The 23111-nt window shown below is 65.0% G+C and carries 19 protein-coding genes; 10 read left to right on the forward strand and 9 right to left on the reverse strand.

What is annotated here, in order from left to right; translation table 11 throughout:
* The first annotated feature begins 61 nt into the window (after positions 1 to 61).
* From M2341_RS01520 to M2341_RS01545, 6 genes are all read left to right on the forward strand, one after another.
* Positions 62 to 511 (forward strand): DUF3576 domain-containing protein, encoded by a 450-nt coding sequence (locus M2341_RS01520; protein WP_264574095.1) that lies wholly within the window; start codon positions 62 to 64, stop codon positions 509 to 511.
* 47 nt (positions 512 to 558) lie between these two features.
* Entirely contained in the window at positions 559 to 3114 is a 2556-nt protein-coding gene (leuS, locus tag M2341_RS01525; RefSeq protein ID WP_264583969.1) for a leucine--tRNA ligase, read from the forward strand.
* On the forward strand, positions 3114 to 3626 hold the full coding sequence (lptE, locus tag M2341_RS01530; RefSeq protein WP_264577825.1) for an LPS assembly lipoprotein LptE: 513 nt from the start codon (positions 3114 to 3116) through the stop codon (positions 3624 to 3626). Before leuS ends, lptE begins: the two co-directional genes overlap by 1 nt.
* Positions 3623 to 4606 (forward strand): DNA polymerase III subunit delta, encoded by a 984-nt coding sequence (locus tag M2341_RS01535; RefSeq protein WP_264583970.1) that lies wholly within the window; start codon positions 3623 to 3625, stop codon positions 4604 to 4606. The genes lptE and M2341_RS01535 overlap by 4 nt, the downstream gene beginning before the upstream one ends.
* A 413-nt stretch (positions 4607 to 5019) precedes the next feature.
* Positions 5020 to 5430, forward strand: coding sequence for a peptide-methionine (R)-S-oxide reductase MsrB (msrB, locus tag M2341_RS01540; RefSeq protein WP_264572327.1), 411 nt, complete (start codon positions 5020 to 5022; stop codon positions 5428 to 5430).
* 91 nt (positions 5431 to 5521) lie between these two features.
* Entirely contained in the window at positions 5522 to 7663 is a 2142-nt protein-coding gene (locus tag M2341_RS01545) for a transglycosylase domain-containing protein (protein ID WP_264583971.1), read from the forward strand.
* 144 nt (positions 7664 to 7807) lie between these two features.
* On the opposite strand, the gene lpdA is transcribed toward M2341_RS01545, so the two are convergent.
* From lpdA to mdh, 7 genes are all read right to left on the reverse strand, one after another.
* Entirely contained in the window at positions 7808 to 9211 is a 1404-nt protein-coding gene (gene lpdA, locus M2341_RS01550) for a dihydrolipoyl dehydrogenase (protein ID WP_264583972.1), read from the reverse strand.
* A gap of 57 nt (positions 9212 to 9268) precedes the next feature.
* On the reverse strand, positions 9269 to 9577 hold the full coding sequence (locus M2341_RS01555; protein WP_413715679.1) for a GIY-YIG nuclease family protein: 309 nt from the start codon (positions 9575 to 9577) through the stop codon (positions 9269 to 9271).
* Positions 9578 to 9627: 50 nt separating this feature from the next.
* A complete protein-coding gene (gene odhB, locus M2341_RS01560; RefSeq protein WP_264583973.1) occupies positions 9628 to 10908 on the reverse strand; it encodes a 2-oxoglutarate dehydrogenase complex dihydrolipoyllysine-residue succinyltransferase in 1281 nt (426 codons plus the stop codon).
* Positions 10909 to 10941: 33 nt separating this feature from the next.
* Positions 10942 to 13761: a 2-oxoglutarate dehydrogenase E1 component gene (locus M2341_RS01565; RefSeq protein WP_264576918.1), complete on the reverse strand. Its 2820-nt coding sequence runs from the start codon at positions 13759 to 13761 to the stop codon at positions 10942 to 10944.
* Positions 13762 to 13860: 99 nt separating this feature from the next.
* Entirely contained in the window at positions 13861 to 14745 is an 885-nt protein-coding gene (sucD, locus tag M2341_RS01570) for a succinate--CoA ligase subunit alpha (protein WP_181560935.1), read from the reverse strand.
* Entirely contained in the window at positions 14742 to 15083 is a 342-nt protein-coding gene (locus tag M2341_RS01575) for a GIY-YIG nuclease family protein (RefSeq protein ID WP_264583974.1), read from the reverse strand. The genes sucD and M2341_RS01575 overlap by 4 nt, the downstream gene beginning before the upstream one ends.
* Positions 15084 to 15153: 70 nt before the next feature.
* The gene (gene mdh / locus M2341_RS01580) at positions 15154 to 16116 is read right to left on the reverse strand and encodes a malate dehydrogenase (protein ID WP_264583975.1); all 963 of its coding nucleotides are present in this window, start codon (positions 16114 to 16116) and stop codon (positions 15154 to 15156) included.
* Between the two features lie 451 nt (positions 16117 to 16567).
* Here mdh and groES point away from each other — a divergent pair, with 451 nt between their 5' ends.
* The 3 genes from groES (at position 16568) to pepF (ending at position 20590) form a co-directional block, all read left to right on the forward strand.
* Positions 16568 to 16855: a co-chaperone GroES gene (gene groES / locus M2341_RS01585; RefSeq protein ID WP_181560932.1), complete on the forward strand. Its 288-nt coding sequence runs from the start codon at positions 16568 to 16570 to the stop codon at positions 16853 to 16855.
* Between the two features lie 38 nt (positions 16856 to 16893).
* Positions 16894 to 18540 (forward strand): chaperonin GroEL, encoded by a 1647-nt coding sequence (gene groL / locus M2341_RS01590; RefSeq protein ID WP_181560931.1) that lies wholly within the window; start codon positions 16894 to 16896, stop codon positions 18538 to 18540.
* A 187-nt stretch (positions 18541 to 18727) separates the two neighbouring features.
* Entirely contained in the window at positions 18728 to 20590 is a 1863-nt protein-coding gene (gene pepF / locus M2341_RS01595) for an oligoendopeptidase F (protein ID WP_264583976.1), read from the forward strand.
* A 708-nt stretch (positions 20591 to 21298) separates the two neighbouring features.
* On the opposite strand, the gene M2341_RS01600 is transcribed toward pepF, so the two are convergent.
* Both M2341_RS01600 and M2341_RS01605 read right to left on the reverse strand, forming a co-directional pair.
* On the reverse strand, positions 21299 to 21508 hold the full coding sequence (locus M2341_RS01600; protein ID WP_264583977.1) for a hypothetical protein: 210 nt from the start codon (positions 21506 to 21508) through the stop codon (positions 21299 to 21301).
* Between the two features lie 10 nt (positions 21509 to 21518).
* On the reverse strand, positions 21519 to 21926 hold the full coding sequence (locus M2341_RS01605) for an EVE domain-containing protein (RefSeq protein WP_264583978.1): 408 nt from the start codon (positions 21924 to 21926) through the stop codon (positions 21519 to 21521).
* 151 nt (positions 21927 to 22077) lie between these two features.
* Here M2341_RS01605 and M2341_RS01610 point away from each other — a divergent pair, with 151 nt between their 5' ends.
* A complete protein-coding gene (locus M2341_RS01610; RefSeq protein ID WP_264583979.1) occupies positions 22078 to 23025 on the forward strand; it encodes an isopenicillin N synthase family dioxygenase in 948 nt (315 codons plus the stop codon).
* The last annotated feature ends 86 nt before the right edge of the window (positions 23026 to 23111 follow it).

The raw sequence follows: 23111 nt of genomic DNA on the forward strand, positions 1-23111 counted from the left end.
ACTATAGAGGCTGATCGACAGGGAGCCCGGTCACCACCGGACATCACGGGATAGGCAACGCATGGTTCTGAGCGGACACAAGACTTTGAAGGGCGGCCTGCTGCTGGCGCTTTCCTGCGGGCTGCTGGCAGGCTGCGGTGGCGGGAAGGATCGCCCCAAGGCCGATCTGGCCGCCTCGCGCGTGACCAGCATCGGCATCAACGGCTATCTCTGGCGCGCCAGCCTCGAGACGCTGTCCTTCATGCCCCTGCTCCAGACCGATTCCAACGGCGGCGTGATCCTGACCGACTGGTACATCAATCCCGCCGCGACGAACGAGCGCATGAAGCTGACGGTGACGATCCTCGACCAGGATCTGCGCGCCGATGCCCTGCGCGTGGCGGCCAGCCGCCAGATGCTGCAGAACGGCCAGTGGATCGACGCCCCCGTGCAGGCGGCGACGACCCAGAAGCTTGAAGAAATCATCCTGACGCGTGCCCGCGACCTGCGGCGCCGCGCGATCAGCGGCTGACAAAGCCCGGCCTCGGCGCCCGTCACGGGGCCGGACCGGCCCTATTGATGAACGAGGCGAGAGTGAGCGACAGACGCTTCAACCCTGCGCAGGCTGACGCCCGCTGGCAGGCCGTGTGGGACGACAGGGAGAGCTTCAAGGCCGGCACCCGCCAGGGCGCGCCGAGAAGCTATGTGCTGGAGATGTTCCCCTACCCCTCCGGGCGCATCCACATCGGCCATGTGCGCAACTATTCCATGGGTGACGTGCTGGCCCGCTTCCGCCGGATGCAGGGCCATGATGTGCTGCACCCGATGGGCTGGGACGCCTTCGGCATGCCCGCCGAAAATGCCGCGATGGAAAAGAAGATCCATCCGGGCAGCTGGACGCGCGACAACATCGCCTCGATGAAGGCCCAATTGAAGCGCCTCGGCTTCGCGCTCGACTGGAGCCGCGAGCTGGCGACCTGCGAGCCGGATTATTACGGCCAGGAACAGGCGCTGTTCATCGACCTGTATGAAGCCGGCCTCGTCTACCGCAAGGAAAGCGCGGTGAACTGGGACCCGGTCGATATGACCGTGCTCGCCAATGAGCAGGTGATCGACGGACGCGGCTGGCGCTCGGGCGCGCTGGTCGAGAAGCGCAAGCTCAACCAGTGGTTCCTGCGCATCACCGACTTCGCCGACGATCTGCTCGCCGGCCTCGGCACGCTGGACAAGTGGCCCGAGAAGGTTCGCCTGATGCAGGAGAACTGGATCGGCAAGTCGCAGGGTATGCAGTTCCGGTTCCGGCTGGCGACGCCGGTTGGCGGGATTGAGGAGCTGGAGGTCTTCTCCACCCGGCCGGACACGCTGTTCGGCGCGAGCTTCGCAGCGATTGCCGCCGATCATCCGATTGCGCTGGCGCTGGCTCAGGACAATGCCGATCTCGCGGCGTTCGCCGAGGAATGCCGCCGGTCGGGCACCGCCGCGGCTGACCTGGAGACGCAGGAGAAGAAGGGCTTCGATACGGGCCTGAGCGTCGTCCATCCGCTCGATCCGGACTGGAAGCTGCCCCTGTTCGTCGCCAATTTCGTGCTGATGGATTATGGCACCGGCGCCGTCTTCGGCTGCCCGGCGCATGACCAGCGCGACCTCGACTTCGCGCGCAAATATATGCTGCCGGTGGAGCGCGTCGTCGCGCCGCAGGGCGAGGAGCAGGCGCCGATCCACGACGAGGCCTATACCGGCCCCGGTCGCCTCGTGAACTCGCGCTTCCTCGACGGCATGGCGGTGGAAGAGGCCAAGGCCGAAGTCATCCGCCGCGCCGAGGCCGAGGGCTGGGGCAAGGGCACGACCGTGTGGCGCCTGCGCGACTGGGGCGTCTCGCGCCAGCGCTACTGGGGCACGCCGATCCCGTTCATCCACTGCTCGGATTGCGGCGTCGTGCCCGTCCCCAAGGCGCAGTTGCCGGTGGTGCTGCCCGAGGATGTGAGCTTCGACGTGCCCGGCAATCCGCTCGACCGGCACCCGACGTGGAAGCACGTCGATTGCCCCAAATGCGGCAAGGCTGCCGTGCGCGAGACCGACACGCTCGATACCTTCGTGGACTCGAGCTGGTACTTCATCCGCTTCGCCAGCCAGCCCGATGACCAGCCGTTCGACCGCGCCGAGGCCGAGAGCTGGCTGCCGGTCGGCCAGTATATCGGCGGTATCGAACATGCGATCCTGCATCTGCTCTATGCCCGCTTCTGGACGCGGGCGCTGGCCCATATCGGCAAGATCAGCGTCGCCGAGCCGTTCGAGAGCCTGTTCACGCAGGGCATGGTCACGCATGAGACCTATGCCCGCAAGCAGGGCGAAGGCCTGCCACCGCTCTACTACGCACCGAGCGAAGTGACGCGCACCGCCGAGGGCGCGACGCTGCTGGCCGATGGCGCGCCGGTCGAAATCGGCCGCGTCATCAAGATGTCCAAGTCCAAGAAGAATGTCGTGGACCCGGACGAGATCATCGAGCGCTATGGCGCGGATGCGGTGCGCTGGTTCATGCTCTCGGACTCGCCGCCAGAACGCGACCTGCCGTGGAGCGAGGCTGGCATCGAGGGCTCATGGCGCTTCGTCAATCGCTTGTGGCGGATTTTCGGGCAGGTCGGCGAAACCGGCGACGGCAGCGAGGACTTGGGCCTCAAGCGCAAGCTGCACCAGACTGTCGATGGCGTCGCCAGGGACATCGAGGCGCTGGCGTTCAACAAGGGCGTCGCCAAGATCTACGAGTTGGCCAATGCCATCGAGAAGGCGGCGCCGTCCGCCACCCGCGCCGAGGCGATTCGCGCGCTGACGCTGCTTGTGGCGCCGATGACGCCCCACATCGCCGAGGAAGCCTGGGCCGAGATGGGCCATGAGGGCCTGATCGCCGACGCCATGTGGCCGTCTGTCGATCCGGCCTTGCTGGTCGATGACGAAGTGACCATCGCCATTCAGGTGATGGGCAAGCTGCGCGATACGATCACCGTTGCCAAGGGCACGGACAAGGCCACGCTGGAGAGCCTTGCGCTCGCGGCGCCCAATGTCGCGCGGCAGCTGGAAGGCCGGGCGCCGAAGAAAGTGATTGTGGTTCCGGATCGTCTGGTCAATCTGGTCATCTGATGACCAGCGCTTTCTCCCGCCTCGTTCTGGGCCGCCTCGTTTTGGGCCTCGCCCTTGCCGCCAGCCTCTCGGCCTGCGGATTGAAGCCCATGTATGCCGGCGGGCGCAGCGGGGCTGCGGCGCAGGCGCTGGCGAGCGTGCAGGTGGAACCGATCCCCGGCAAGAGCGGCTGGCTGATGCGCAATGCGCTCAACGACCGGCTGGCGGCGATGGGCGATGCTGCCCCGCGTTTTCTGCTCAAGGTGCAGCTCGATGATCGCATCGAGGGTCTGGGTGTGCGCGCGGATGACACGGTGACGCGCGAACGCCGGACCCTGCGCGCGCGCTACCAGCTGGTTGACACGCAGAGCGGCAAGACCGTGCTGGACGAGACATCGAGCTGGGATGCCGGCATCGATGTCGCCTCCAGCGAATATGCCACGGTTGCGGCCGAGGATAGCGCGCTGGAGCGGCTGACCGAGATCGTCGCCGACCGCGTGCTGGCCAGCGTGGCGCTCGCCGCGCGCGAATGAGCCTGCGGGCGGACAATCAGGCCGCGCTCAAGGCGCTGGACGATCCCGCGCCGAACATCCGCCTCTATCTGCTGTACGGGCCGGATGAAGCCGGCAGCGAAGCGCTGTCGGCGCGCGTCGGCAAGGCCATGGGGGCGGGCGCCGAGCGGATCGACCTGGATGGGGCGGTGCTGCGCAGTGACCCGGCCCGCCTACCGGACGAGGCCGCCGCCATCTCCATGTTCGGCGACAAGCGCTGGGTGCGCGTGCAACCGGCGGGCGAGGAAGTCGTGCCGGCGGTCGAAGCGCTGTTGCAGGCCCCGGCGACCGGCAATCCGGTGGTGATGATCGCGGGTAATCTGCGCAAGACGAGCAAGCTGCTCAAGCTGTGCGAAGGCGATAAGGCGGTGATGGCCATCGTCAGCTATGCGCCGGAGGGTCGCAATGCCGATGCGCTGGCGGTCAGCATGGCGCGCGAACTCGGGCTGGAACTGCCGGGCGATCTGGCCCGTCGGCTAGTTGCGCTGACCGGCGCGGAGCGCGGGCTGCTGGCCGGCGAGATCGAAAAGCTGGCGCTGTATCTGGATGCCTCGCCCGAGGAGCCCAAGGCCGCCACGCCTGAGGCGCTGGATGCGCTGGGCGCCGAGGGGGGCGACCAGCAGCTCTTCAAGGCGGCGATGGTCGTGCTCTCGGGCAATGTCCGCGCCACCGAGCATGAGATGGCCCGGCTGCGTCAGAGTGGCGGCTCGCTGGCCGGGCTTGCCCGCCTCACCCTGCAACGCGCGATCGGCTTTGCGCAGGCGCAGGGCGGACAGGCGCCGCGCTTTGGCGGGCGTGGCGACGAGGAGGTGGCGCGCCGCTGGAGTGCCGAGGCGCTCGACAAGGCCATCCACCGGTTGGCCGAAGCGGAGCGGACCAGCCGCCTCTCGCATCAGATCGGCGAGACGGTGCTGGCGCAGGAGTTGATCAACGTCGCACGGCTCGGCGCACGCGGGCGCTAGGGCCAATCGACATTCAGCCCTGACGGCCTGCACATGGCGGCCTTCCGTGCTTCCGGTGCTCACGTACCTGCAGTACGCTGCGCTCCGGGTCACGGAAAACCGCCATTTCGTCACGTCATCATCTGAATGTCGGTTGGCCCCAGGGGGCGTAGACAGTTCCGAGGCGATGGCGGCGGACCCTATCTCGTCATTAGCGACGTCATCCCGGACTTGATCCGGAATCCCGCTTCTTCCGGTCTCTAAGTCTCTCTGACCGGCGGTTTCCAAGGTAGCGGGATCCCGGATCAAGTCCGGGATGACGAAAAAGAAGGGCTCAAAGGGGGCCTTCTGCTTTCCGCAAATTCGGCGATTTTGTCCGCGCCTCCCGAACGGCCGCCATTGACGCGCTGGGTCAGGCACCCGATATTCTCGCCATGGACAAGATGAACCTCAGCGATGCCGAGTGGCGCGAGCGCCTGACCCCCGAGCAATATCATGTGCTGCGCGAGCATGGCACCGAGCGCGCCTTTGCGGGTGCCTATGACAAGCTCAAGGATGCCGGCATCTATCATTGCGCCGGTTGTGGCCTGCCGCTGTTCGACAGTGGCCATAAATATGACAGCGGCTCGGGCTGGCCGAGCTTCACCGCGCCGCTGGAAGACGAGGCAGTCAGCGAATATACCGACACGAGCCACGGCATGCGCCGGGTCGAGGTGCGCTGCGCGCGCTGCGACGGGCATCTGGGCCATGTCTTTCCGGACGGGCCGGGGCCGGAAGGCCTGCGCTACTGCATGAACAGCGTCGCGCTGGACTTCGAGCCGCAGGGCACCGCACAGGACGATTGATATCCTATTCAGCGCTTGTAAAGGCGCTGGACGCTTGTAGCGTCCTGCACAGTAGCAGCACGCAGCGGTTCGGAGCGGTACAAGGCAAGGCATGGCCAAGGCAAAATCGGGGAGCTCGATCAGGCTCTGGACCATCCGGCTGATCAAGGTCGGCATCGCACTCGCCATCGGCGGACTGATCGCGCTGGTGATTGCGGTCGTCATCGCGATGCAGTCACTGCCGAGCTTCGACTCGCTCAAAAGCTCGCCCAATGGGCAGATGATCCGCGTCCATGCCGCGGATGGCTCCGTGCTCGTCTCGCTCGGCCCGAGCTATGGGCGCTGGCTCAACCATTCACAGATTCCCGAGGTGATGACCCGCGCTTTGGTCTCGGTGGAAGACAAGCGCTTCTACATGCACCCCGGTGTCGATCCGATCGGCGTCGCCCGTGCGGCCTGGGTGGGCTATGTCCGCCGTGGCGAGGGCCGGCGGTTGCAGGGCGCGTCGACCATCACCCAGCAGCTGGCGCGCAACATCTTCCTCAACAACAGCTATTCCGCCGGCCGAAAGCTGCGCGAGATGATCCTGGCGCTGGCGATGGAGCGCAAGTTCAGCAAGTCCCAGATTCTGGAGCTTTACCTCAACAAGGTCTATTTCGGCGGTGGCGCCTATGGCGTGGATGCCGCGAGCCGCAAATTCTTCAATCACCCGGCGACGACGCTCAGCCTCGAGGAAGCGGCGATCATCGCCGGGCTGGTGAAGGCGCCCTCGCATTATTCGCCGACGGCCGACGCCGATGCTGCCGCAGGCCGCGCCAGCGTGGTGCTGGACGTGATGGCGGCCAATGGCGACCTTACCAGCGCCGAGCGGGCCGCTGCCGATCTCGACAGCGTGCGGTTGGTGCCCGAGAAGGCGCAGGACAGCGTGCGCTACTTCACCGACTGGGTGCTGCCGCAGCTCGATACGCTGATCGACGAGCGCGAGCAGCCACTCGACGTCTACACCACGCTCGATCCCCGGATGCAGCGGGCCGCCGTCGCGGCGCTCAAGGGCAATGTGCCGGGCGGCGCGCAGGGTGCGCTGGTCAGCCTCGACCGCGATGGCGCGGTGCGGGCGCTGGTCGGCGGGCTGGATTATGTCAGCTCCAACTATAACCGCGCGACCGTCGCCCAGCGGCAGCCGGGCTCGGCCTTCAAGCTGTTCGTCTATCTCTCGGCGCTGGAAGCCGGCTACACGCCCGAGACGCGGGTGGTGGACAGTCCGGTGACGATCAACGGCTGGTCGCCGCGCAATGACAATCGTCGCAATGTCGGCGAGATCGACGTGCGCACCGCCTTTGCCTATTCGATCAACACCATTGCCGCCAAGCTGGGCATGGAAGTGGGCTTCTCGACTGTCGCCGACATGGCGCGGCGGTTCGGCATTTCCACCACGATCAACACGCACCCCTCGATGGTGCTCGGCACGTCCGAGGTTCACCTCATCGACATGACGCAGGCCTTTGCCTCCGTTGCCCGCAAGGGCGTGGCGGTGCGGCCCTATGGCATCCTCAAGGTGACCACGGCCGATGGCACCACGCTGTATGAGCATGAGGATGATACCAGCCGCGTGCTGGTGGCGCCCTGGGTCGCGGCGGGGATGACCGACCTGATGCAGACGGCGGTGAACACCGGCACGGGCCGCGCGGCCCAGATCGGCCGGCCGGTGGCGGGCAAGACCGGCACGACCACCAGCAACAAGGATGGCTGGTTCGTCGGCTTCTCCAGCGGCATCACCACCGGCGTGTGGATGGGCCGCGACGATAGTCGTAGAGTGGGTGGCTTGGCCGGCGGTCGCGCGCCAGCGCGGGCCTTTGCGGCCTTTATGCGCACCGCCGTGGCCAATCGCCCGGTCGAGAATTTCGAGACTGAGGTGGTGCTGCCCGAATGGCAGCTCGAACCGGACGAAGAGGCCTATGGCTCGCCCGACAATGGCATGATGGTCGACGAGAACGGCTTGCCGCTGCCGCCTGCCGAGGGCCAGAGCAGCGGTGCCGAAGGCGCAACGCCGGGCGACACCAGCGGCACCGAAGCGCCGCGCCGGATCGACCAGCGCTGGATCGACGAAGTGCTCGGCCGTGACGAACGTCCCGCGCGCCCCGCACCCGCCCAGCCGGGCCAGCAACGGCCGCCGCAGCAGCAGCGTCAGGCACCGCCCGCGCAGCCCCAGCCGCAGCGGGAATCGCCGTCGATCCTGCCATCGGGGATGCAGTAGGGGGCTGGTTCAGCCGCGGAAGGCTCGTCAGCGCAGCGCCAGACGTGCGCGAATCTTCCGCCAGCATTCAGCCTCGCTGGCGAACAAGCTTACACGCGGGCAAAGGGGAAGCTCCTGACCGGACAAGCCGGTCAGGACGCCAATTCACATGTGGATGGGCTTACCGAGTACCGCCATCGCGGCTTCCTTCACCGACTCATTGTGCGTCGGGTGGGCGTGGCAGGTGTAGGCGATGTCCTCTGACGTCGCGCCGAACTCCATGGCCTGCGCGGCCTGGGCGATCATCGTGCCGGCGGGATCGGCGACGATCCACACGCCGAGCACCCGGTCGGTCTCGGCATCGGCGATGACCTTTACGAACCCGTCGGTGGCGCTGATCGCCTTGGCGCGGCTGTTCGCCATCATCGGGAACTTGCCGACCTTGACCTCGCCCTTCTCGCGGGCGGCTTCCTCGGTGAGGCCGACACCGGCGATCTCCGGGCTGGTATAGACGACGCTGGGGATGACGTCATGATTGACGATGCCGGTCATGCCGGCGATGTTCTCGGCGACGGCAATGCCTTCATCCTCGGCCTTGTGCGCGAGCATGGGGCCGGGAATCACGTCGCCCACGGCCCACACGCCATCGACCTTGGTGGAGAAATCGGGACCGGTCTCGATCTGGCCGCGGTGGTTCAGCTCCAGCCCGATCTTGTCGAGGCCGAGGCCCTGCGTATTCGGGCGGCGGCCGATGGCGACCAGCACCGTATCGGCCTCGATCGTCTCGGCGGTGCCACCGGCAGCCGGCTCGACCGTCACGCTGGCCTTGCCGCCCTTGACGGCGACGCCGGTCACCTTGGTGCCGGTACGGATATCGAAACCCTGCTTGGCGAACAGCTTGGCGGCTTCCTTGCGCACCTCGCCATCCATGCCGGGCAGGATCTGGTCGAGATATTCAATCACGGTGACCTTGGCGCCCAGGCGACCCCAGACCGACCCCAGTTCGAGGCCGATGACGCCGCCGCCGATCACCACCAGATGATCCGGCACCTGCTTGAGCGCCAGCGCGCCGGTGGAATCGACCACCACGCCCTTGTCATTGTCGATCTCGACACCGGGCAGCGGCGTCACGCTGGAGCCGGTGGCGATGACGATGTTCTTGGCGGTCACGGTCTTGCCGGCCACCTCGACGCTGTGCGCGTCCTTGAAGCTGGCGAGCCCCTTGAGCCATTCAACCTTGTTCTTCTTGAACAGGAACTCGATGCCGCCGGTGAGGCCCTTCACCGCCGCGTCCTTGTCCGCCAGCATCGCGGGCAGATCGAGCGACACGGAGCCCAGCTTGATGCCGTGCTTGGCCAGCACGCCGTCCTTGGCTTCATGGAACAGGTGCGAGGCGTGCAGCAGCGTCTTGGAAGGAATGCAGCCGACATTGAGGCAGGTGCCGCCCAGCGTCTCCCGGCTTTCCGCGCAGGCGGTCTTCAGCCCAAGCTGCGCGGCGCGGATCGCCGCCACATAACCGCCCGGCCCGGCGCCGATTACGAGAACGTCATAGTCGAACTGGTCTGCCATTACTCGCTCCATTGACCGGTCACCGCTTTGTGTTCCTGCGAAGGCAGGAACCCATGGCTAGGTCGCAATCACCGACCACAGATCGCGCCATTCGGGATTGTTCTCCCTGATCAGGCGGACTTTCCAGGCCCGTTTCCATTTCTTCATTTGCAGTTCGCGCAGCCGCGCTTCCTGCAGATCGTCATATACTGCGTACCAAACAAGGAGCCGGCAACCATAGCGTTTGCTGAACCCTTCGACATGGCCCTCGCGATGTTGATGGCATCGCGCGACAAGGTCGCTCGTGACTCCGAGGTACAGCGTTCCGTTCGGCTTGCTGGCCATCAGATACACGAAGCCAGATTTCGTCGTTTCTTCTCCGTCGATGGGCTCCTGCCTTCGCAGGAGCACGCGTCAATCTGCTATTTTTCCCTGCCTCACAAATCGATCAGCAGCCGGGTCGGGTCCTCGATGGCGTTTTTGAGGGCGACGAGGAAGGTCACGGCCTCGCGGCCATCGACCATGCGGTGATCGTAGCTGAGGGCCAGATACATCATCGGGCGCGCGACGATCTGGCCGTCGACCACCACGGCGCGCTCCTCGATGCGGTGCAGGCCGAGCACGCCGGACTGGGGCGGGTTGATGATCGGCGTCGACATGAGCGAGCCGAACACGCCGCCGTTGGAGATGGTGAAGGTGCCGCCGGCCATGTCCGCCATCGACAGCGTGCCTTCCTTGGCGCGCTTGCCGAAATCGGCGATGGTCTTTTCGATCTCGGCGATGCTCATCGTCTCGGCATTGCGGATGACCGGCACCACGAGGCCATTGGGCGCCGACACCGCGACCGAGATGTCGCAGAAATCATTGTAGACGATCTCGTCGCCCTCGATCTGCGCATTGACGCCCGGAATATCCTTGAGCGCCATGCATGCGGCCTTCACGAAGAAGCCCATGAAGCCCAGACGCACGCCGTGCTTCTTCTCGAACAGATCTTTGTACTTGGCGCGCGCCGCGATGACGGCGCTCATGTCCACATCGTTGAACGTGGTCAGGATGGCGGCGTTGTTCTGCGCTTCCTTGAGGCGCCGCGCGACAGTCTGACGCAGGCGCGTCATCTTCACGCGCTCCTGATGGCGCGACGGGCCGGAGCTGCCGGTCGCCGGTGCCGGCGCGGCGGTGGTCACGGCAGACTCGCTCGCGACGGCGCTGCCATCGGCGATGGCGGCCATCACGTCGTCCTTGGTCAGGCGCCCGTCCTTGCCCGTGCCCTTGATCTTGCTGGGGTCGAGGCCATGCTCGAGCACCAGCCGGCGTACGGCAGGCGAGAGGGTGATGGCGCCGAGGGTGCTGTCCCCCTCATGCGCGGCCTGCGCGGGCGCGGGGGTGGGCGTCGGCGTCGGTGCAGGGACTGCCTCGGTCTTGGCCGGGGCCGGCGCAGCGGCTTCCGCCTTGGCCGGTGCGGGCTTGCTGGCCGCAGCCGCACCTTCCTGCACGGTGGCGATGACGGCGCCGACATTCACGGTGTCGCCTTCCTTCACCAGCAGCTCGCCCAGCACGCCGGCAACCGGCGCGGGGACTTCCACCGCAACCTTGTCGGTCTCCAGGCTGGCGATCGGCTCATCGGCCTTCACCGCGTCGCCGGGCTTCTTCAGCCACTGGCCCACCGTCGCTTCCGTGACGGATTCACCCAGAGTCGGCACTTTCACTTCAGTGGCCATGTCTTTCCTCCTGCCCGGCGCGGCCTGCGCGGACTATGCTTTCTTCTGGCGCTTGATCTCGGTGCGCACATTGTGACCGAGCGCGTCCGCAATGAGCGCACCCTGCTCGGCCTGGTGACGGCGGGCAAGGCCGGTGGCAGGCGAGGCCGAAGCCTTGCGACCTGCGTAGCGGGCGCGCATCGGCGCCTTGCCGGCCTGATCGAGCGCCTCCTCGATATAGGGCTCCACGAAGAACCACGCACCATTGTTGCGCGGCTCCTCCTGACACCACACCACTTCCTCCAGCGCGGTCATGCGCTTGAGGCGCGTGGCGAGCGCCTCGGTCGGGAAGGGATAGAGCTGCTCGATGCGGACGATCTGCACGTCCTTGTCTCCGGCTGCGTCGCGCGCTTCCATGAGGTCGTAGGCGACCTTGCCAGAGCACAGCACCAGGCGGCGCGTCTGCTCGTCCGCCGCCGGTGTGGGGTCGGAGAGGATGCGCATGAAGTGGCGATCGCCCTGGAAATCCTCGGCCTTGCTGACCGCCAGCTTGTGCCGCAGCAGCGACTTGGGCGTGAAGATGATGAGCGGCTTGCGGAACGGGCGCAGCATCTGCCGGCGCAGGATGTGGAAATAGTTGGCCGGCGTGGTGCAGTTGGCGATCTGGATATTGCCTTCCGCGCAGAGCTGCAGGAAGCGCTCGAGCCGTGCGGAGCTGTGCTCGGGCCCTTGCCCCTCATAGCCATGCGGCAGCAGCAGCACGAGGCCATTGGCCCGCAGCCACTTGGACTCGGACGAGGCGATATACTGATCGATGATGATCTGCGCGCCATTGGCGAAATCGCCGAACTGCGCTTCCCACAGCACCAGGCTCTTGGGGTCCGCCATGGCATAGCCATATTCGAAGCCCAGCACGCCATATTCGGAGAGCGGGCTGTCATAGACCTCGAAATGGCCGTGCGGCACGGTGGAGAGCGGGATGTACTTCTTCTCGCTGTCCTGATCGACCCAGACGGCGTGACGCTGGCTGAACGTGCCGCGTCCCGAATCCTGGCCCGACAGGCGCACGCCATAGCCTTCCGACAGCAGCGAGCCGAAGGCCAGCGCCTCGCCCGTCGCCCAGTCGAAATTCTCGCCGGTCTTGAACATCTCCGCCTTGGCATCGAGCACGCGGCGCAGGGTGCGGTGGACGTTCACGCCCTCGGGCACCGTCGTCAGCGTGCGGCCCAGGCTCTCGAACAGCTTGGGCGACACCGCAGTTTCGACATTCTTGCGCGCGGTTTCGATGTCGGCGGGCTGATGCAGGCCCGACCAGCGACCGGCGAACCAGTCGGCATGATTGGCCTTGTAGGTCTTGGCCGATTCAAACTCTTCCTCGAGATGATCGACAAAGCCCTCGACCTGCGCTGACAGGAACGAATCGTCCACCACGCCCTCTTCGCGCAGGCGCGAGGCATAGACCTCGCTCACCGGCGGATGCTGCTTGATGCGCGCATACATGAGCGGCTGGGTGAAGCTCGGCTCGTCGCCCTCATTGTGGCCGAAGCGGCGATAGCACCACATATCGATCACGATGTCGCGATGGAAGGTCTGGCGATATTCGATCGCCAGCTTGCAGGCGAAGGTCACCGCCTCGGGATCATCGCCGTTCACATGGATGATCGGCGCCTGCACGCCCTTGGCGACATCGCTCGGATAGGGCGAGCCGCGCGAGAATTGCGGGCTGGTGGTGAAGCCGATCTGGTTGTTGACGACGAAGTGGATGCAGCCGCCGGTATTGTAGCCGCGCACGCCGGAAAAGCCGAAGCATTCCCAGACGATGCCCTGACCGGCAAAGGCCGCGTCGCCATGGATGAGCACGGGCAGCACCTGCTTGTGCTTGCCGGGGCCGATATCGTCGCGGAACAGCTGCTGCGCGCGCACCTTGCCGAGCACGATCGGGTCGACCGTCTCCAGGTGCGACGGGTTGGGCACCAGCGACATGTGGACATTAATGCCGTCGAAATCGCGGTCGGTCGATGTGCCGAGATGGTATTTCACATCGCCGGAGCCGCCGACATCCTCGGGATTGGCGGTGCCGCCCGAGAACTCGTGGAAGATCACGCGGAAGCCCTTGGCCATCACATTGGCCAGCACATTGAGGCGGCCACGATGCGCCATGCCGTACACGATCTCGCGCACGCCCAATTGGCCGCCATATTTGATCACGGCTTCAAGCGCCGGAATCATGGACTCGCCGCCATCGAGGCCGAAGCGCTTGGTGCCGACATATTTGCGGCCCAGGAACTTCTCATATTGCTCGGCCTGGATGACCTTGGCGAGGATCGCCTTCTTGCCCTCGGGCGTGAAGATGATTTCCTTGTCCTTGCCTTCCATGCGGTCCTGCAGGAAGCGGCGCTCCTCCACATCGGAGATGTGCATATATTCGAGGCCGACATTGCCGCAGTAATTGGCGCGCAGAATGTCCACCAGCTCGCGGATCGTCGTCCACTCAAGACCGAGCGCGCCGCCGACATAGACCTTGCGGTCCTGCTCCGCGCCGGAGAAGCCATGATATTCCGGCGTGAGATCGGCCGGCAGGTCGCGCTGGCTCAGGCCGAGCGGATCGAGATTGGCGGCGAGATGGCCGCGCACCCGATAGGTGCGGATGAGCATCATCGCGCGGATCGAATCGGCGGCCGCCTTGGCGACATCGGCCTGCGAGGCGGGCGCACCGCTCTTGGCTGCGGCGGCCTTGATCGCCACCTGCATCTGCGTGGGGTCGAGCGCGGCGGTCAGGTCGTCCGTGCTGTCGAGTGGCCAGCCCTTGCGCGCCCAGCTCGGCCCTTGTTCGGCCTCTTGCGCGCCGCTGAATTCCTGATTCTCGTAACCCATCGGTTCGATCCTTGCCTCTCTCCGCCGGGCGGAAGACGCCTGTGCCGCCATCCCGGACCGGCCTTTTAAGCCGTCCCGGGTGAAGCGGCTGTTAACCACCTACGCCTTGAGCACCTCAAGCAGCGTCGTGCCCAGCTCCGAAGGGCTGGCCGCGACCTTGATGCCCGCTGCTTCCATCGCCGCGATCTTGCTTTCCGCATCGCCCTTGCCGCCGGAGACGATCGCACCGGCATGGCCCATGCGACGGCCCGGAGGCGCCGTGCGGCCCGCGATGAAGCCGGCCATCGGCTTCTTGCGGCCCTTCTTGGCCTCGTCGATCAGGAACTGCGCGGCCTGCTCCTCGGCATCGCCGCCGATTTCGCCGATCATGATGATGCTCTGCGTTGCCTCGTCGGCGAGGAACAGCTCCAGCACGTCGATGAAGTTGGTGCCGTTGACCGGGTCGCCGCCGATGCCGACGGCAGTCGTCTGGCCAAGGCCGGCATTGGAGGTCTGGAACACCGCCTCATAGGTGAGCGTGCCCGAGCGCGAGACCACGCCGACGCTACCCTTGCGGAAGATGGAGCCGGGCATGATGCCGATCTTGCACTCGTCCGGCGTCAGCACGCCGGGGCAGTTCGGGCCGATGAGGCGCGACTTGCTGCCCGAGAGCGCGCGCTTCACGCGCACCATGTCGAGCACCGGAATGCCTTCCGTGATCGTGACGATCAGCGGCACTTCCGCATCGATCGCTTCCAGGATCGAGTCTGCGGCGAATGGCGGTGGCACGTAGATGACGCTCGCGGTGGCGCCGGTCTTGGCCACGGCTTCTTCCACCGTGTCGAACACCGGCAGGCCGATGTGGCTGGTGCCGCCCTTGCCCGGCGTCACGCCACCGACCATCTGCGTGCCATAGGCCAGCGCCTGTTCGGTGTGGAAGGTGCCGGTCGCGCCGGTCATGCCCTGCGTGATGACCTTGGTGTTCTTGTCGACGAGGATGCTCATGGGCTCGCTTCGCTTCCTTGTTCCCCGGCGAAGGCCGGGGTCCAGTTCTGACAGATGGACTCGAACAGATCGTTCCAGTCCGGGTTTATCTCTTCAATGAGGCGCAGTTTCCACTGACGCTTCCATTCCTTGATCCGCAGTTCGCGCTGCCGCGCGTTCTGAAGATCGTCATGGGCTTCGTACCAAACCAGCAGCTTGCAGCCATATTTGGTGGTGAAGCCCTTGATCTCTCCTGTCCGATGCTGCGTGACCCGTCTCACCAGATCACTCGTCACACCGGTATAAATCGTCCCGTTCCGCCGACTTGCCATGATGTAGACATAGCCGGCGCAGGTCATTGCATCACGGCCGCTGCTGGGCCCCGGCAGTCGCCGGGGAACAGGAAGAGCAAGCGATGCGCTTCATCGCTTATGCCAGGCTCGGATCGATGCCCTTGCAGGCCACCAGCAGTTCCTTGACTGCATCGACGCTGACCTGGAGATTGCCCTTGGCTTCGTCATCCAGCGCGATCTCGACGATCTGCTCGACGCCGTCCTTGCCGATGATCACCGGCACGCCGACATACAGGCCGTCGACGCCGTACTTGCCCTCGACATAGGCGGCGCAGGGCAGCAGGCGCTTCTGATCGCCCAGATAGGCCTCCGCCATGGCGATGCCGCTGGTTGCGGGCGCATAATAAGCCGAGCCGGTCTTGAGCAGGCCGACGATCTCGCCGCCGCCCGAACGGGTGCGCTGCACGATGGCATCGACGCGCTCCTTGGTGGAGCGGCCCTGCTTGATGAGGTCCGGCACGGGAATGCCGGCGACGGTCGAATATTGCACGACCGGCACCATGGTATCGCCATGGCCGCCGAGCACGAAGGTCGTGACGTCCTTGGCGGACACTTCGAACTCTTCGGCGATGAAGTGGCTGAACCGGGCCGAATCGAGCACGCCGGCCATGCCGACGACCTTGTTGTGCGGCAGGCCGGAGAATTCTCGCAGCGCCCAGACCATCGCGTCGAGCGGGTTGGTGATGCAGATCACGAACGCGTCGGGCGCATTGTCGCGAATGCCCTCGCCGACGGCCTTCATGACCTTGAGGTTGATGCCGAGCAGATCGTCACGGCTCATGCCCGGCTTGCGGGCGACGCCGGCGGTGACGATGATGACGTCGGCCCCGGCAATGTCCGCATAGTCGTTGGTGCCGGTGATCTTGGCGTCGAAGCCTTCGACCGGACCGCACTGCGAGAGATCGAGCGCCTTGCCCTGGGGAATCCCTTCGACCACGTCGAACAGGACGATATCGCCAAGCCCTTTGAGAGCCGCGAGGTGAGCAAGCGTGCCGCCGATATTGCCGGCACCAATAAGCGCGATCTTCTTCCGGGCCATGCGCGTCTCCTTCTTTGCGCGGTGGTCGATGAGGCGCCCATAGGCCCAATTTCCTTACCGTTCAATGACGATCGGGCCAGATTTCGGCTTTTCTTTGAGATTAGTTCGCAATATCATTTAGGGGCGTTCAGCCGGTCCTTGGGGCGGATGAGTGACCGTCATCGATGGATCGCGACGCCTTCGACGCGATACCGTCCAACGGCCGAGAACGCCGAACGGTCCACCGCGCGGGCGAAAGATCGAATAGTTTTTTGGTGCACCGCGCCTTGACGCGGCGTTGAACCGAACCATATGGCGGCCGTTAGCACTCACTCGCTGACAGTGCTAACACAGTGTTTCACAGGCGGGGTGCCGGAGTCGGTATCCGGGGGGCGCACAGGCTTCGGCGAGGGCCGGCCGGGCGATCCATCGGAGAGCGACAGCGCCCGCCGCTATGGAAAGGACTTGGATAATGGGATTTCGTCCGCTGCACGATCGCGTGCTCGTTCGCCGCATCGAAGCCGATGAGAAGACTGCCGGTGGCATCATCATTCCCGACAGCGCCAAGGAAAAGCCGCAGGAAGGCGAGATCGTCTCCGTGGGCACGGGCGCCAAGGCGGAAGACGGCAAGGTGACGCCGCTCGACGTCAAGGCCGGTGACCGCGTGCTGTTCGGCAAGTGGTCCGGCACCGAGGTCAAGGTCGACGGTGAAGACCTGCTCATCATGAAGGAAAGCGACATTCTGGGCGTCATCGCCTGATTTTCGCACTCCGTTGAATTCAAGGAAGGACTAGCAACATGGCAGCCAAGGACGTCAAATTTTCCCGCGATGCCCGTGAGCGCATCCTGCGCGGCGTGGACATTCTCGCCGATGCAGTGAAGGTCACCCTCGGTCCCAAGGGCCGTAACGTCGTGATCGACAAGAGCTTCGGCGCCCCCCGCATCACCAAGGACGGTGTGTCGGTCGCCAAGGAAATCGAGCTCAAGGACAAGTTCGAGAACATGGGCGCCCAGATGGTGCGCGAAGTGGCCTCGAAGACCAACGACATTGCCGGTGACGGCACCACCACCGCGACCGTTCTCGCCCAGGCGATCGTGCGCGAGGGCATGAAGTCGGTTGCGGCCGGCATGAACCCGATGGACCTCAAGCGCGGCATCGACCTCGCGGTGACCAAGGTGGTCGAGGACCTCAAGGCCCGCTCCAAGGCCGTTTCCGGCAACAAGGAAATCGCCCAGGTCGGCATCATCTCGGCCAATGGCGACACCGAAGTCGGCGAGAAGATCGCCGAGGCCATGGAAAAGGTCGGCAAGGAAGGCGTGATCACGGTCGAGGAAGCCAAGGGCCTCGATTTCGAGCTGGACGTCGTGGAAGGCATGCAGTTCGACCGCGGCTACCTCTCGCCCTACTTCATCACGAACCCCGAGAAGATGCAGGTCGAGCTGGCTGACCCCTACATCCTCATCCACGAGAAGAAGCTCTCCTCGCTGCAGGCGCTGCTTCCTATCCTGGAGGCCGTGGTGCAGTCGGGCCGTCCGCTGCTCATCATCGCCGAGGACATCGAGGGTGAGGCTCTGGCCACGCTCGTCGTCAACAAGCTGCGTGGTGGCCTGAAGGTCGCTGCCGTGAAGGCACCGGGCTTCGGTGACCGTCGCAAGGCCATGCTGGAAGACATCGCCGTCCTCACCAAGGGCGAGGTGATCTCCGAAGATCTCGGCATCAAGCTCGAGAACGTCACGGTTGGCATGCTCGGCACCGCCAAGCGCGTCACCATCGACAAGGACAACACCACCATCGTCGATGGTGCTGGCGATGCGGATGCCATCAAGGGCCGCACCGAGCAGATCCGCGCGCAGATCGAGACGACCACGTCCGACTACGACCGCGAGAAGCTGCAGGAGCGTCTGGCCAAGCTGGCTGGCGGCGTGGCCGTCATCAAGGTTGGCGGTGCGTCCGAGGTCGAGGTGAAGGAGCGCAAGGATCGCGTTGACGATGCGCTGCACGCCACCCGTGCAGCTGTCGAGGAAGGCATTGTCCCCGGCGGTGGTACGGCTCTGCTGTACGCCACCAAGGCGCTGGCCGGCCTCAAGGGCGTCAATGACGATCAGACCCGCGGCATCGACATCATCCGCAAGGCCATCGAAGCGCCGCTGCGTCAGATCGCTCAGAATGCGGGCTTCGACGGTGCCGTCGTCGCTGGCAACCTGCTGCGCGAAAATGACGAGACCCGGGGCTTCAACGCTTCGACCGACGTCTATGAGAACCTGGTGGAAGCCGGCGTGATCGACCCGACCAAGGTTGTGCGCGCGGCTCTGCAGGACGCAGCTTCGGTTGCCGGTCTGCTCATCACCACCGAGGCGACCATTGCCGAGCTGCCCGAGGACAAGTCCTCGGCTCCGGCTGGCATGCCCGGCGGCATGGGTGGCATGGGCGGCATGGACTTCTAAGAAGTTCACCGTTTTGGTATCAGGGAAGGCCGTCGGGAAACCGGCGGCCTTTTCCTTTGGGCAACGGCGGGCCGTGCGGGCGCCGCCCGTTTCGCACAAGCATCTTCCCATCGGCGCGCAATGCCGACACAGTAGGGCATCGCAACCTGGCGCTGCCTGTTCCGCGGCGCCCGATCAGGATGACCGCATGACCGACCTTTCCCGCCGCGAAGCCGTGGCCGCCGCCGCCATTGCCGGCCTCGCGCTGGCGCCCGCGTCGCTTGCCGCGCAAACCGCCTCCAACCGGGATCTCACCTGGGATCTCAGCGCGCTTTATGCCGATGATGCCGCGTGGGACACCGCCCGCCGGTCCGCGCTCGAGGCGGTCAAGGGCATGGCGGCCTATCAGGGGCGGCTTGGCGAAAGTGCCGAGACGCTCGCCGCGGCCTTCACCATGCAGTCCGACCTCTACCGGCAGATCCTGCGCGTCTATGTCTATGCCAGCCTGCGTGCCGACGAGGATGTGCGCGTCTCTGCGAACCAGGAGAAGCAGGGGCAGGCGGTTGACCTGTTCACCGCGTTCAGCGAGGCCAGCGCCTGGATCGCGCCGGAAGTGCTCAGCATTGGCGAGGCGAAGATCAAGCAGTTCATTGCCGGAAATGCCGTGTTGCGCGATCGGTTCGATCATGCACTGGCCGACATGCTGCGTCGCGCGCCGCACACCCTCTCGCCGGAAGGGGAAGGGCTGTTGGCGAGCGCCACATCCGTGCTTTCGGCGCCGGGCGACATTTCCGACCAGCTGCGCAGCTCGGACATTCCCTGGCCCAGCATCACCCTGTCCACCGGCGAGAAAGTGAAGCTCGACAATCAGGGCTATACCGTCCACCGCGCGGCACCCGAGCGGGCGGATCGCAAGGCGGTGTTCGATGCCTTCTGGAAGACCTATGGGGAGTTCCGCAACAGCTTCGGTGCGACCTATCTGGCGCAGGTCCGCGGCAATATCTTCGATGCAAAGGCGCGCAAATATCCCACCGCGCTGGCGTCGGCCCTCGCCGGATCGAATGTGCCGGAGGGTGTGTATCGCACCCTGGTGGCGGAAACCAACAAGGGCCTGCCCCAGCTTCACCGCTATTTCGAGCTGCGCCGCCGGATGCTCAAGCTGCCGGACCTCTATTATTACGATATCTACCCGCCGCTGGTGGAAACGGGGCGCCGCTTTTCGCTCGATGAGATGCGGCGACTGACGCTCGCGGCGGTGCAGCCGCTGGGGCGCGATTATGCCGCCTCCCTCTCACGCGCGACGGCCGCGCGGTGGATGGACCCGTGGCCACGGACCGGCAAACGGCCGGGCGCCTATATGCAGTCCAGCGCCTATGATGTGCATCCCTATCTGCTGCTCAACCTGAGCGACGAATATGAGAGCCTGAGCACCTATGCGCATGAGTGGGGCCATGCCATGCACAGTCTGCTCGCCAATGCCGCGCAGCCCTTTGAGAAAGCGGATTATCCGATCTTCACCGCCGAGATCGCCTCGACGCTGAACGAGCTGCTGCTGCTCGATTATATGGAGTCGCAGGCCAAGACGCGCGAGGAGAAGCTCTTCTATCTCGGCCAGCGGATGGAGAATATTCGCGGCACCTTCTTCCGCCAGACGATGTTCGCCGAGTTCGAACTGGTGGCGCATGACCGGGCCGAGGCGGGCGATGGTCTGTCGGGTGGCGCCTTCACCACGCTCTACACCGATCTGCTGGCGCGCTACCATGGGCCGAAGGTCGGCATGGAGCCGGCCTATGGCAATGAATGGGCCTATATTCCGCACTTCTACAACAGCTTCTACGTCTACCAATATGCCACCTGCTTCTCCGCCGCTGTCTATTTCGCGGGTGAGATCAAGCGCGGCGGGGCGAAGGCGCGGGACAATTATCTGGCCGTGCTCAAGGCCGGCGGCTCGGATTATCCGGTTGAGATTCTCAAGCGCGCGGGGCTGAACATGGCGGGGCCGGAGCCCTATCGCGCCGTCGTCCAGCTCCTGTCGGATACGCTGGATGAGGCCGAGGCGCTGATGGCCTGAGCGAAGGCCGGGGCGCGGGGTTTTCACCGCGCGCGACTCATGAAAATGGGGGCCGGCATCGCTACCGGCCCCCACGATGCCATCGCCTTCCAGCCCGTCTCCGGGACATCCAGCGTCTGGCACGACGCTCTCGATCGTCAGATCGTGCGCCTCACGTCCTGTTCCTTGCGGAAGTCCGACGTGCTGATCCGGCTGCGGCAGGCCGCCTTCGGATCGACCGCGCGAGGCTCGCCCGAAGGGCAAGCCGTGCCGGCCTTTGCGGATGTGGGATCATGCCTAGACGGCAGAGCCTGCATCCTTCCCGCTGCCTCGCGATCCTGTTCCCGGGGGAAGCGTGATCCTGCGGTTGGCGGCGGGCCGAACCAATCCGCCGAGCACGTTGCCGCGCGCAGGTCTTGGTCCGTAAGATCGACTCAACATCCTGATTTAACAGAACATTTCTGTCTCTCTATGGCTTGATGGTCTCACGAGAATCGAGTCGTGCAAAGCATTATCCGCCGCTGCAATGCGGGGAGCGAGATCAAAACTGTGGATGAGTGTGGATAAGTCCGGGGATAATCCGCGCCGGACCGATCATTGTTCCGCGCTGTAGGGAAGCGGCCGCAGATTCGCCAGCAAAATGGCGCACAAAAAAGGCGACGCCTTGCAGCGTCGCCTTTTTGATTTGCAGCTGGGCGACCTCAGTGGGTCGCGCCGTGCCTCAGCTGCTTACAGACCGCCGAACGGAACGCTCATGGCAGCGGCAGAGATGTAGGCAGCAAAAATCTTCTTGAGAATGGTCATGTCGTGGCTCCCGGAATTGATCGGGCGTAGCGCCCGGGTCTCTGGAGGCCATTTGTGTTGCAACGCAGCAAAGTTCAATTGCAAAGGCCGGGCCGCGAATGCAAAAACTGCAATCGTTGTGGCCTGCGCATTCAATCGGGAATGATTATTGCTCCGATAAATCAACGATCCTCTGGAATTCCTCGTCGCTCACCGCCGACACGGACAGGCGCGATTGTCGCACCAAAGCCATGTTCGCAAATGCAGGATCGGCCTTGATCTGCTTGAGCGTGACCGGCTTGGCGAGTTTGCGCACCGGCGCGACTTCCACCGCGAACCACTTGCCGGTCTCGTCCGTGCTGTCCTGCTCGGCCCCGCGCACGATCTCCATGATGCCGACGCATTCGACGCCGATATTGCTGTGATAAAACAGCGCCTGGTCACCGACCTCCATCGCCTTCATGTTCAGCTTGGCGGCATGGTTGCGCACCCCGTCCCACTCGGCGCGACCCTTCTCGACCAGATCGTCCCAGGAGAACACATCGGGCTCCGATTTCATCAGCCAGTAGCGCATGGGCGATCGATCCTCCTTTGCCAGCCTGCCCGGGCGCCATTCCATGCCGGTACGCGGCGTGCAAGGGCCTTCCGCCTGCCAGGCCCGGCGTGACAGCCGCGCCGCGAACGCCTAGTCAGGCATCATCATTTCACGTTCGAGTGAGACCGTCATGACGTCATCCGATCCGCTGGGGCATGTCCCCACTCTCTCGCTCGCGCGCCTCTCGCCGCAGGATTTCGCCGACGCGATCGGCAGCAGCTTCCGCGAATATGGCTTCGCCATCGTCACCGATCATGGGATGGACCCGGACCTCGTGGCGCGGGGCTGGACGCTGGCAAAGGCGTTCTTCGCGCTGCCCGATCCGGTCAAGCGCGCCTATCTGGTGCCCGGCGGCGCGGGACAGCGGGGCTATACGGCGTTCGGGACAGAGGTCGCCAAGGGTGCCAGCGAGAATGACCTCAAGGAATTCTGGCATGTCGGCCGCGCCCTGCCGGCCGGTCATCCCCTCGCCGAGGATATGCCGCCCAACATCTGGCCTGACGAGATCGCGGGGTTCGAGGAGACTTTTACAGCGCTGTTCGCGGCGTTCGATGCCGTGGGTGCGCGCATCCTCTCCGGCGTCGCGCGCCATCTCGGCCTCGCGCCCGACTGGTTCGACGCCAAGATCGACGAGGGCAATTCCATCCTGCGGCTGCTGCATTATCCGCCCGTCTCCGCGCAGGCGCCCGGCATTCGCGCGGGCGCACATGAGGACATCAACCTCATCACCCTGCTGCTCGGCGCCGAGGAAGGCGGGCTGCAGCTGCTGACGCGCGAGGGTGAGTGGATTCCGGCCACACCGCCCGCCGGCGCGCTGGTCATCAATGTCGGCGATATGCTGCAGCGGCTGACCAATCATGTGCTGCCCTCGACCAGCCACCGCGTCGTCAATCCGCAGCCCGAGCGCCGCCACATTCCGCGCTATTCCATGCCCTTCTTCTTGCACCTGGAGCCGGACGTGATGATCGAGGCGCTGCCGCAATGCGTGAGCGCGGAAAATCCGCTGCGTGAACCGCCGATCAGCGCGCATGATTATCTGCACGAGCGGCTGCGGGAGATTGGGCTGAAGAAGGGTTAGACGTCAGAGACTGACATTCCCGTTCGTGTCGAGCGAAGTCGAGACACGCCAGCGCGGTGCGAAGTGTCTCGACTTCGCTCGACACG

It is taken from the genome of Sphingobium sp. B7D2B (genome assembly GCF_025961895.1).
Classification (GTDB): domain Bacteria; phylum Pseudomonadota; class Alphaproteobacteria; order Sphingomonadales; family Sphingomonadaceae; genus Sphingobium.